This window comes from Streptomyces sp. NPDC001068 (assembly GCF_042897315.1).
GTDB lineage: Bacteria > Actinomycetota > Actinomycetes > Streptomycetales > Streptomycetaceae > Streptomyces.
The window spans coordinates 193,036-204,127 of record NZ_JBIAYD010000005.1 but is presented as its reverse complement, the minus strand read 5'-3'; the positions used below and the strand labels follow the sequence as shown (position 1 = coordinate 204,127).

Annotated in this window: 9 protein-coding genes; 3 read left to right on the top strand and 6 right to left on the bottom strand. The window is 71.5% G+C overall.

Features of this window, described 5'->3' with window-relative positions:
• Window positions 1-619: 619 nt before the first annotated feature.
• Window positions 620-1,525: an oxygenase MpaB family protein gene (locus ACFY3I_RS15995; RefSeq protein WP_390861056.1), complete on the top strand. Its 906-nt coding sequence runs from the start codon at window positions 620-622 to the stop codon at window positions 1,523-1,525.
• On the opposite strand, the gene ACFY3I_RS15990 is transcribed toward ACFY3I_RS15995, so the two are convergent.
• Entirely contained in the window at window positions 1,516-2,193 is a 678-nt protein-coding gene (locus tag ACFY3I_RS15990; protein WP_390861055.1) for a TMEM175 family protein, read from the bottom strand. The genes ACFY3I_RS15995 and ACFY3I_RS15990 overlap by 10 nt on opposite strands.
• Here ACFY3I_RS15990 and ACFY3I_RS15985 point away from each other — a divergent pair.
• Window positions 2,176-2,496: an SDR family oxidoreductase gene (locus tag ACFY3I_RS15985; protein ID WP_390861363.1), complete on the top strand. Its 321-nt coding sequence runs from the start codon at window positions 2,176-2,178 to the stop codon at window positions 2,494-2,496. The genes ACFY3I_RS15990 and ACFY3I_RS15985 overlap by 18 nt on opposite strands.
• A gap of 58 nt (window positions 2,497-2,554) precedes the next feature.
• On the opposite strand, the gene ACFY3I_RS15980 is transcribed toward ACFY3I_RS15985, so the two are convergent.
• The 5 genes from ACFY3I_RS15980 to ACFY3I_RS15960 form a co-directional block, all read right to left on the bottom strand.
• Entirely contained in the window at window positions 2,555-3,559 is a 1,005-nt protein-coding gene (locus ACFY3I_RS15980; RefSeq protein ID WP_390861362.1) for an ABC transporter permease, read from the bottom strand.
• A gap of 23 nt (window positions 3,560-3,582) precedes the next feature.
• A complete protein-coding gene (locus tag ACFY3I_RS15975; RefSeq protein WP_390861054.1) occupies window positions 3,583-4,545 on the bottom strand; it encodes an ABC transporter permease in 963 nt (320 codons plus the stop codon).
• Window positions 4,538-6,055 (bottom strand): sugar ABC transporter ATP-binding protein, encoded by a 1,518-nt coding sequence (locus tag ACFY3I_RS15970; protein WP_390861053.1) that lies wholly within the window; start codon window positions 6,053-6,055, stop codon window positions 4,538-4,540. Before ACFY3I_RS15970 ends, ACFY3I_RS15975 begins: the two co-directional genes overlap by 8 nt.
• A gap of 1 nt (window position 6,056) precedes the next feature.
• A complete protein-coding gene (locus tag ACFY3I_RS15965; RefSeq protein ID WP_390861052.1) occupies window positions 6,057-7,154 on the bottom strand; it encodes an ABC transporter substrate-binding protein in 1,098 nt (365 codons plus the stop codon).
• Between the two features lie 142 nt (window positions 7,155-7,296).
• Entirely contained in the window at window positions 7,297-8,310 is a 1,014-nt protein-coding gene (locus tag ACFY3I_RS15960) for a LacI family DNA-binding transcriptional regulator (protein WP_390861051.1), read from the bottom strand.
• 156 nt (window positions 8,311-8,466) lie between these two features.
• Between ACFY3I_RS15960 and ACFY3I_RS15955 the strand changes: the two genes are divergently transcribed.
• Window positions 8,467-11,070 carry a PA14 domain-containing protein gene (locus ACFY3I_RS15955; RefSeq protein WP_390861050.1) on the top strand — a complete coding sequence of 868 codons (2,604 nt, stop codon included), beginning with the start codon at window positions 8,467-8,469 and terminating at the stop codon, window positions 11,068-11,070.
• Window positions 11,071-11,092: the final 22 nt, after the last annotated feature.

Below are 11,092 nucleotides of genomic sequence, written 5' to 3'. Positions count from 1 at the left end.
CGGGGGGGGGGGGGGGGGGGGGGGGGCCGGGGGGGGGGGGGGCCCCGGGGGGCGGGGGGGGGGGCGGGGCGGGGGGGGGGCCCCCCCGGGGGGGGGGGGCGGGGGGGGGGGGGGGCCCCCCCCCCGCGCGCGCCCCGGCCCTGCTGCACTGCTGGGTCCGCAAGGAGGCGTACCTGAAGGGCCTGGGTACGGGCCTCGGCCTGGACCCGGCCGGGGTCCGGGTGGGCCTCGGGCCCGGCTTCGCCGTGCCGCCGGGGCCGCCGCCCGACTGGGGTCTGGCGCCGGTCCCGGCGCCCGACGGCTATGCGGGCGCGGTGGCTCTCCGGGGCACCGCCACTCCCGTGGTCCTCCCCCACCGGCTCTCCCTCCTCCAGCCCGGTCCGGCGGCGGTCGCGGCCGGTGCCGCAATCCCGTCGACGTGAGCCGCGTCCTCTCCCGGGAGGATCATCGCCCTGGCGAGGAGACCCGGTGGGGAACCGCTCCGGCCGTTGGTACGGTCGTCACAGGCAGGGCGCTCCGGCCCGCCGCCGCGAACGCGGCCGAGACTCCGGCCGGCCGGGCGCCGGCCGCCGTCCGGGTAGGTACGCTCGGCTGAGCGGGACGGACCCTGGGGGCGCCGGTGGGACTGCGGGAACGGATCTCGGCGGAACTCACGGCGACCGTGCACGGCGGGGATCTCAGGCTGGACCGGTACGCCGGACCGCCCGGTGATCCGGGGCTGTTCGGGATCGTGCCGGGCGACCCGGTGTGGCGGGTGCACGGACACGCCACCGGGATGCTCACCGGCGGGTTCGCCGCGCTCATGCTGCAGTCGCTGCATCCCCTGGCCATGGCAGGCGTCGACCAGTACTCCGACTTCCGCGCCGATCCGGTCGGGCGGCTGAACGGAACCGTGCGGTTCGTCACCACGACGACCTTCGGGTCCTCTGCCGCCGCCCGCGAGGTGATCGACCTCGTCCGGCGGATCCACGTCCGGGTGCGCGGCACCGCCCCCGACGGGCGCCCGTACCGCGCGGACGATCCCGACCTGCTGACCTGGGTGCACACCGCCGAGGTACGCAGCTTCCTCGCCGGCCACCAGACGTACGCGCCCCGGCCGCTCCGGCTGACCCCCGCCGAGTGCGACACCTACTACCGGCGCACCGCGCCGGTGGCCGAGGCGCTGGGCGCGCGCCACGTACCGCGCACGTCCCTGGAGGCCGAACGCCTCCTGGTCCGCCTGCGCCCGGGGCTCAGCGCCACACGGGCCGCGCTGGACTCGGTCCTCTTCCTTCGCGGGTTCGGGCGCACCCGGCGGGAACGGCTGGTCGTGGGCCTGCTCATGAACGCCTCGGTCGGACTGCTCCCCGACTGGGCCCGCACCGAACTCGGCATCCACCGCCCGGCCGCCGTCCGCGCCGGCTGGGACCGGCCGCTGGCGACGGCCGTCGGACGCACCCTGCAGTGGGGGCTGGGACCCTCCCGGATCCAGGCCGCCGCACGGGAGCGGCTCGCGGGCACGGCCGTCCCCCGGGATCAGGCCTGATCCCCGCGGCCGCGCCGACGTCCCGACCTGCGGATCTCGCCCGCGATGGGAAGCCAGTAGTACGGGATGAACGCGAAGATCACGGCCACCCCGAGGCCGGGGAGCAGAGCACCGAGCAGGGTTCCCGCACCGAGCCAGACGAGTGCGAGCCGGAAGCGTCTGGTGATGGCCGTCACCGCGGCCGCGTGGATGGTGGGGACGAGAAGGCGGCGCTCGTGACGGGCGTGCCACCACAGGAGGTTGAACAGGACGGCGATGAGTTCGAACGAGAGGCCGTAGAGGACGACGGCGGTGCGCTGCCCGTGTCCGTCCCGGAACGTGTCGGCCAGCACGGAGGCGGCGAAGGGCAGGAACGACAGGTCCATCAGCAGCACGGTGTTGAGGAAGAGCACCAGCCGGTCGGCGCTGCGGATGTGATCGAACATGATGTGGTGGTTGGCCCACACCTGCCCGATCAGCATGAAGGTGACGGCGTAGGCCAGATAGGAGGGCCACAGCGCGGCCAGTCCGTGCGGCAGGTGCCGGGTGTCCAGCGGCGGGCGGATCTCCAGGACGAGCAGCGTCACGGCGATGGCGATGACGGCGTCGCTGAACGCGACCACCCGGGCGGGGTCTCGATCCTCGCCGAACGGCGTCGGCTCCCCTGATTCCTGTACGGGCTCGGTCACCGGCCCAGTCTCGCGTGCCGGGCACCGCTCGGCGCGCAGCCGTGCGGTACCTGTCCAACCAGTGGAGCATGGGAGTCACGCCTCGCCCCGGGCCCCACCGAGACCGAGCCGTTCCGGCAGACCGATCCGCCCGGACCCGCCGGAGCCGCCCGCTGTCCGGCGTACGTCCCCATGGGGCGGTTCGGCCGGCCGGACGAACCGGCGGCCGCCATCGCCTTCCTGCTCTCCGACAAGGCGGGCTTCGTCACCAACCAGAGTCTCCGCGTCGACGGCGGCGCGAGCACCGGGGGTACCGCCGCCTGACACGGGCACGCGGAGTGCGCAGCCCTCCGGCCAACGGGCCCCGGCCCCGGGGTTCATCTCACAGCACTCTCCGTCTCCGGCCCAGCCACGTCTGGGCCACGACCACCACGGCCAGGAACGCCCCGCTGACGACCTGCTGGTAGGCGGAGTCGAGCGAGCCGATCTGGTTGATCACGTTCTGGATGACCTTCAGCAGCAGCACCCCGACGAGGGAGCCGCTGATGAAGCCGGAACCGCCGCTGAGCAGGGTGCCGCCGATGACGACGGCCGAGATGGCCTCCAGCTCCATGCCGTTGCCGAGGATGGTCACGCCGGACAGCAGCCAGGCCGCGTTGAGCGCGCCGGCGAGCCCGGCGCACAGGCCCGAGAGGGTGTAGACGGAGACCTTGGTGCGGGCCACGGGTGCGCCCATCAGGGCTCCCGCGTCCTCGTTGCCGCCGACCGCGTACACGTACTGCCCGAATCTGGTGCGGCGCAGCACGACCGCGCCGAGCACGAACAGCGCGACCGTGATCCAGACGGGCACTCCCACACCGAGCAGGGAGTCCTGGCCGAGGGCGGCGAAGAAGGAGTCCTTGTCGACGAGGTAGGTCGTCGAGCCCTCGTCGGTGACGGCCAGCAGGATGCCCCGGGCGCCCAGCATCGACGCCAGCGTGACGATGAACGGCGCCAGCCCGACGCGTGCGATCAGCAACCCGTTGACCAGGCCGATCAGTGCGCACACGGCGAGCGGCAGGAGCAGCGCCACCACCGTGCCGTACCGGGAGCCCCAGGCGGCGAGGACACCGCCGAGGGCGAACAGCGAGCCCACCGAAAGGTCGATGCCGCCGGTGACGATGACGAACGTCATGCCGAGGGCGACCACGGCGAGGAACGCCGAGGACAGCGCCATGTTCTCCAGGTTGTCGCCGGTCAGGTAGGTGTCGAAGGTCAGCGACGCCACGGCCATCGCGATCACGAGGGTGACCAGCGCACCGTGCTGCTGGGCGAGCCCGCTCAGCCGCTCGGCGCGGTTCGCGCGCCCGGTTCCGGTGTCCTGGACGCTTCCGGTGCCGGCCGGCATGCCGGCCTCTTCGGTCCGCGTGGTCATCGCCTGCCTCGTTCCCGGGCCGCGTAGACGGCGAGGACGATCACCACGGCCTGGGCGATCTGGGTCCACGACGGCGGCAGATCGTGCTTGATGAGGGTGGTGGTGAGCAGCTGGATGAGCACGGCACCCGCGACGGTGCCGCCGATCCGCACCCGTCCGCCGCTCAGCGGGGTGCCGCCGACGACCACGGCGGTGATGGCCGACAGTTCCATCAGGGTGCCGAGGGAGGTGGGGTCGCTGGCGGCGAGCCGGGCGGTGGCGAGTACGCCCGCGACCGCGGCGAGGGCGCCGGAGCAGACGTAGACCACGACCAGGACCCGGTGTACGGGAAGTCCCGCGAGCCGGGCCGCGGGACGGCTGTCCCCGATGGCCAGGACCTGCCGCCCGAAGGTGGTGCGCCGCATCACGAACGCCACCAGTACCGCGAGGGCCGCGGCGATCAGGACCAGGTAGGGCACGCCCAGGACGTCGCCGGATCCGAGTGCCGCGAGGCCCGGGTCGCGCACGTCCTTGAGCTGGGGCAGCAGGACCAGGGCCAGTCCGCGCCCGGCGACCATCAGGGCGAGGGTGGCGACGATGGGCTGGACACCGACGAAGGCGATCAGCGCTCCGTTCGCGACGCCGACCACGCAGCCCGCGACCACCGCGACGAGTGCGGCGATCCAGGGCCCGTAGCCGAGGTACAGCGAGAGCAGGGAGGTGGCGAGTGCCATCACCGAACCCACCGACAGGTCGACGCCCTCGGCGCCGATCGCCAGCGCCATGCCCAGCGCGACGATCAGGACGGGGGCGACCTGCACGGCCTGGGTGCGGAAGTTCTCCGTGGAGGCGAAGTGCGGGGTGAAGGCGAAGTTGAACAGCAGCAGCACCAGCACGCCGATGTAGACGCCGTAGTCCTGCAGCAGGCGCAGCAGCCGGGCGCGGTCCAACGTGTCGCGTGTGAAGGTGAGTTCAGTCATCGCTGTCTCCCGCGGGTACGGCGGCGATGGCGCGCATCAGCTCGCCCTCGGTGACGGCGTCACCGGTCAGTTCACGGACCACCGCGCCGTCCTTGAGGACCACCACGCGGTCGCTGCCCTCGATCAGTTCCTCGGTGTCGGAGGAGATCAGCAGCACGGCGAGTCCGTCGTCGGCGAGTTCGTCGATGAGGGCCTGTACCTCGGCCTTGGCGCCCACGTCGATGCCGCGGGTCGGCTCGTCCAGGAGCAGGACCTTCGGGTGCAGGGCGAGCCAGCGGGCCAGCAGGACCTTCTGCTGGTTGCCGCCGGAGAGTTCACCGACCCTCTGGTGCGCTCCCGCGGCCTTGATGCGGAGCCGTTTCATGAACGTCTCGACGATCCGGTCGACGCGGCTGTCGTCGACGAGACCGAAGCGGGACAGCCCGGGCAGTGCGGCGAGCGCGATGTTCTCGCGGACCGACAGTCCCGGCAGGATGCCCTCGCTCTTGCGGTCCTCCGGCAGCAGGCTGACGCCGGCGCGGATCGCGGCGGCGGTCGAGCCCGCCCGTACCGGGACGCCGGCGACGACCACCCGGCCGGACTCGGTGGGCAGGGCCCCGGCGATGGCCTTCGCGGTCTCGCTGCGACCGGAGCCGAGCAGCCCGCCGAGGCCCACGACCTCACCGGGCCGCACCGACAGCGACACGTCCCGCAGCTGGTGACGTGCCGTCAGACCGGTGGCGGTCAGCACCGGTTCGGCTTCGGTGTCGTGCGAGCCGGAGAACTTGGTCAGGCCCTCCGCGCGCACCTCGCCGATCTCCCGGCCGAGCATCATGGCCACCAGCCGCAGCCGGTCGAGGTCGGCGAGCCGGCCGGTGTGCACGACGCGTCCGTCACGCAGGACGGTGATCGCGTCGCAGAGTTCGTACAGCTCGTCCATGCGGTGGCTGACGTAGACGACCGCGACGCCGCGTTCGCGCAGCATGCGGATCACCTCGAACAGGGTCTGCACCTCGCGTGGTTCGAGGGAGGAGGTCGGCTCGTCCATGATGACCACGCGGGCGTCGACGGCGACGGCGCGGGCGAGCGCGACCATCTGCTGTGCGCCGACGCCGAGTTCACGCAGCGGCCGGTGCACGTCGACCCGGAGGCCGAGCCCGCGCAGTGCCTCGTCGGCCTCCCGGTGCATGCGCCGGAAGTCGATCAGGCCCAGCCGGTTCAGCGGTTCGCGGCCGAGGAACAGGTTGCGGGCCACGCTCATCAGCGGGACGAGGTTGACCTCCTGGTAGATGGTGGAGATGCCCGCCTGCTGGGCCTGGAGCGGGGTGGTGAAGCGGACCGGTTCCCCGTCGTACGTCACCTCGCCGTGGTCGGGCCGGTAGACGCCGGTGAGCACCTTGATGAGCGTCGACTTGCCGGCGCCGTTCTCGCCGACGAGCGCGTGCACCTCCCCGGCGCGCGCGGTGAAGTCCACGTCGGACAGCGCGCGCACGCCGGGGAAGGTCTTGGACAGCCGGGCGACCGAGAGCACGTCAGTAGGCCTTGCCGAGGTCCGACTGGGCGTTGCTCTTGTCGTAGGCGCTGTCCTTGATGACGATGTCCTGGCCGACCTTGTCGCCCTTGGTGAAGGTGTCGAGGGTCTGGAAGGCGAGCGGTCCGAAGCGCGGGTTGGACTCGATGACCGCGGAGATCCAGCCGTCGACGATGCCCTGGACGGCGTTGCGGGTTCCGTCGATCGTCACGATCTTGACGTCGCCGGGCTTCTTGCCCGCGCCCTTGAGGGCGTTGACCGCGCCGAGGCCCATCTCGTCGTTCTCGGCGTAGATCCCGGTGATGCCGGGCTTGGACTGGATGAGGTTCTCGGTGACCGACTGGCCCTTCTCGCGGGCGAATTCGCCGGTCTGGCGGAACACGATCTTCAGGCCGGGGGCCTTCTCCTTGATGCGGTCCTCGAAGCCCTTGGTGCGCTCGGTGGTCACGTTGTTGCCGGCCGCGCCGAGGAGGATGGCGATCTCGCCCTTGCCGCCGGTCGCCGCGATCATCTGGTCCGCGGCCCGTTTGCCCTGCTCGACGAAGTCGGAGCCGATGAAGCTCACGTAGTCCTTGCAGGCGGTCGCGTTGATCTTGCGGTCGATGGTCACGATCGGGATGTGCTTGGCGGCCGCGGTGCGCAGCACCGGTTCCCAGCCGTCGGAGTTGAGCGGGGCGATGACCAGGAGGTCCGCGCCCTTGGCGATGAGGTCCTGGACGTCGCTGATCTGCTTGGAGAACTGCGACTGGGCGTTGGCGGTGAGCAGTTTGACGCCCTCCGCCTTGGCCTCGGCCTTGATGGAGGCGGTCTCCGCGATCCGGAAGGGGTTGGCCTCCTTCTCGGACTGGGAGAAGCCGACGGTGGCGCTCTTCAGATCCAGCTTCTGGCCGCCGTAGGCGTCGACGGTGCAGGTCGGGCCGGAGGCGGTGCCGGGCGAGGCGACCACCTGACCGGCGTCGTCCTGCTCGGAGGCGGCGGGCTTGGAGCCCGAGTCGTCCTCGGACTTGGTGCATCCGGTCATGAGCGCGAGGCTCGTCACGAGACCGGCGGCGAGAAGCGTGCGTGCGGAGGTACGACGGACAAGTGCGGTGGGCTTCATGGTTGTCCCCAAACGGCACGGCCCCGGAGCCGAGAGCGCTCTCGGGGAGGCTTGCTCTTGCGTCAACTCGGCGTGCTCGTCGTTCAGGGGAGGTTTTTACATCGTTGGAAGGGCCGTGTAAAGCCTTCCGTCCGAAATCCCGTCACCGCCGGCCGAGGGTGCTCTCCCGCTCGACAAGCCTGAACTGCGCGGTCAGTTCACGCCCGCCGGGCTCCTCGCGACCCGACAGGCTGCGCAGCAGCGAGGCCACCGCCATCTTCGCGATGGCCTGCTTGTCCGGCGAGACGGTCGTCAGCGTGACGGCCCCGAACCGCCCCTCCGCGATGTCGTCGAAACCCACCACCGCGACGTCCCAGGGCACCCGCAGACCCCGCTCGTGCAGCACCCGCATCGCCCCGATCGCGATCAGGTCGTTGAAGGCGAAGACGGCGTCGGGACGCACGCCGGAGTCCAGCAGCTCGGCCATCGCGCGCGCCCCGTCGTCCCGGTCCCAGCCGCCGACCGGCACCACCAGGCCGTCCGGCGCGGGCACCCCGGCCGCGGCCAGTTCCGCGCGCCAGCCGTCCAGGCGCAGGTGGGCGGGCTGGTTCAGGGAGTCGGTGCGTACGCCGAGGTAGGCGATCCGGGTGCGGCCGCGGCCCAGCAGATGGCGCACCGCGCACCGGGCCGCCGCCACGTTGTCGATGGCGATGTGGTCGAAGGGCAGGCCGTACTCGCGCTCGCCGAGCAGCACCAGCGGCACGTCACCGGGCCGGCCCCGGAGATCCTCGGCCTCCAGGGTCAGCGGGCTGAGGATCAGCCCGTCGATCACCCCGCCCCGGAATCCCTGGCTGACCAGGATCTCCTGTTCACGCTCGCCGCGTGTGTGGTCGAGCAGCACGGTGAACTCGTGTTCCGCGGCCGCGTCGATCACGGCGCCGGCCAGTTCCGCGAAGTACGGGTTGCCGAGTTCGGGAACGGCCAGCGCGATGATCCCCGTCCGGCCCTTGCGCAGGTGACGCGCGGTCAGGTTGGGCCGGTAGCCGAGTTCGTCGATCGCCGCCTGCACCCGGGCCCGCATGGCCGGGGTGACGTGCGGATAGTTGTTCACTACGTTGGACACGGTCTTGATCGAAACGCCCGCGCGTTCCGCCACGTCCCTCAGGCTGACCCGCAAGGGATCTCCTCAGCGTCGATGAGTGCCCCGTACCCGGGGATTGTCATGCCCCTGGACAGCGGCCGGGAGCCGTGCTCTCATGCCAACTGCCGTTCCTTCCAACGTTGTACAGACTGAAGCAACGAGCCGCCACCCTTCCTCACCCAAGGAGGATCCGTGCGCATCAGACCTCTCGGACAACGCCTCGCCCTGCTGCTCGCCGCGGCACTGGGCTTCGCGGGCCTCACCGCGGCACCGGCAGCCACCGCGGCCGACGACCCCGTCGAAGTCCACGGCCTCAAAGGCGAGTACTACACCCAGTCCGCCCCCGGCGCCTTCGACTTCGACAAGCTCAAGGCCACCGGCTTCGACCCGAACCTCGACTTCGACACCCTGGAGCCGCGGCTGAACTTCGCCACCGGTCAGTCGGACGACGTCAGCGTCCGCTGGACCGGCAAGGTCGTCCCGGACAGGACCGGCCCCTACACCTTCTCGATCATCGGCGACAACGGCTTCCGGCTGTGGGTCGACGGGAAGACCGTCATCGACCACTGGGTCGACGACTGGGACCGCGAACAGACGGGCCAGCCGGTCGAGTTGACGGCCGGCAAGGCCTACGACATCAAGGTCGAGTACTTCGAGCACTACGGCGGCTCCAACCTCCACCTGCGCTGGACCCCGCCCGGCGGCTCCAAGACCGCCGTACCGCAGTCGGCGTTCCGGCTGCCCGACGGTTTCGACTACGACGGAGCCGTCTCCACCACCGTCCTGGCGAGCGGCCGTACGCTCGCCCTCGAGTTCGCCCAGCCGCTCGGCGCACCGCCCGCCGGTCTCGCCGAACACCTCGACGCGGTCATCGGGGGCGCCACCTGGCCCCTGGGGAACGCCCGCCGTGACCCCGCCGACCCCCACCGGCTGCTGATCGCGCTGAAGGAGCCCGTCGTCGGGAACAGCACCGGCACCGCGTCCGGCCTCGCCGACGTGCGCTACGACGGCCAGGGCGGTCTGGCAGGAACCGACGGCAACGTTGTCAACTCCTTCTGGAGCAGCGGTGCCAACAGGTCGACGTACGAGTTGCGCACCAAGTGGGCCGACAAGGTCGGGCCGGACAACGCCCACCCGGAGTACCCGAGGCCCCAGCTCACCCGGAGCGCCTGGCAGAACCTCAACGGGACCTGGCAGTTCGCGGCCGCCACGGCGGGTGAACAGCCGCCGGTGGGCAGGAAGCTCGCCGAGAAGATCCTCGTCCCCTACCCCGTCGAGTCACAGCTGTCCGGACTGGAGCGGCACGAGGACCGCATGTGGTACCGGCGCACCTTCACCGTCCCGGCCGACTGGAAGATCGGCTCGGGCAGGAGGCTGCAACTGAACTTCGGCGCGGTCGACTGGCGGGCCGAGGTGTACGTGAACGGCAGGAAGGTCACCGAACACCAGGGCGGGTACGACAAGTTCAGCGCCGACGTCACCGACGCCCTCAAGCCCGGCCGCACCCAGGAGCTGATCGTCGGGGTCTACGACCCCACCGACGCGGCCGACGGCGAGAACCCGCCGGTCGGCAAGCAGCGCCTGGACCCCAGCGGCATCTGGTACACGCCGACCTCCGGCATCTGGCAGACGGTGTGGATGGAGCCGGTCGCCACCGACCACGTCGACCAGCTCAAGCTCACCCCGGACGCCGGGGCCGGCACCCTCACCGTCGAACCGCAGGGCGTCCGCGCCGGCCTGCCGGTCACGGCGACGGCCTACGCGGGCAAGCGGAAGGTGGCCACCGTCACCGGCCGCAGCGGCGGGCCCCTGACCCTGCGCATCCGCGACCCGCGCCTGTGGTCACCCGACGACCCGTACCTCTACGACCTGAAGGTGAGCGTCGGGGCCGACCGTGTCGGCAGCTACTTCGGGATGCGGTCGGTGAGGGTCGAGAAGGTGAACGGCGTTCCGCGCACCCTGCTCAACGGCAAGCCGGTCTTCATGATGGCCACCCTCGACCAGGGGTTCTGGCCGGACGGCCTGTACACCGCGCCGACGGACGAGGCGCTCGCCTACGACCTGAAGATGCACAAGAGCATGGGCTTCAACGCGGTGCGCAAACACATCAAGGTCGAACCCGACCGCTGGTTCTACTGGGCCGACCGGCTCGGCCTGATGGTCTGGCAGGACATGCCGGCGATGACGGCCGGAGTGAACCCGTCCACCCAGGCCCGCGCCGAGTACGAGCGCGAGATGAAGCAGATGATCGACGAGCACTACAGCAGCCCGTCGGTCGTCATGTGGGTCACCTTCAACGAGGGCTGGGGCCAGTACGACATGGCCCGCATCGCCGACCAGGCCAAGTCCTGGGACCCGACCCGGCTGGTGAACTCCATGTCCGGGCTCAACCTCGGCGACGACGGCGGCACCGGCGACATCATGGACGAACACGGCTATCCCAGTCCGGCCCTGCCACCCCACCCGGACGGCCGGCGCGCCCTGGTCAGCGGCGAGTACGGCGGGCTCGGCCTGGCCGTGCCGGGCCACGCCTGGTCCGTGCAGCAGTCGTACGTCGACGTCGATCCGGCCACCTACACCGACGACTACCTGGCCAAGCTCGCCGAGGTCCACGCGCTGGCCTGCCAGGGCGGCAACGGCGCGGTGTACACCCAGATCTCGGACGTCGAGGGCGAGCTCAACGGCCTGCTGACGTACGACCGGAAGGTCGTCAAGCCCGACGTCCGACGGCTCAGGACGGCCCAGCAGGCGCTGATCTCCGACGCCTCACGGGCCACCCCGGCCGGGTGCGCCTGACACCCGCCAGGAGCCGGCGAAC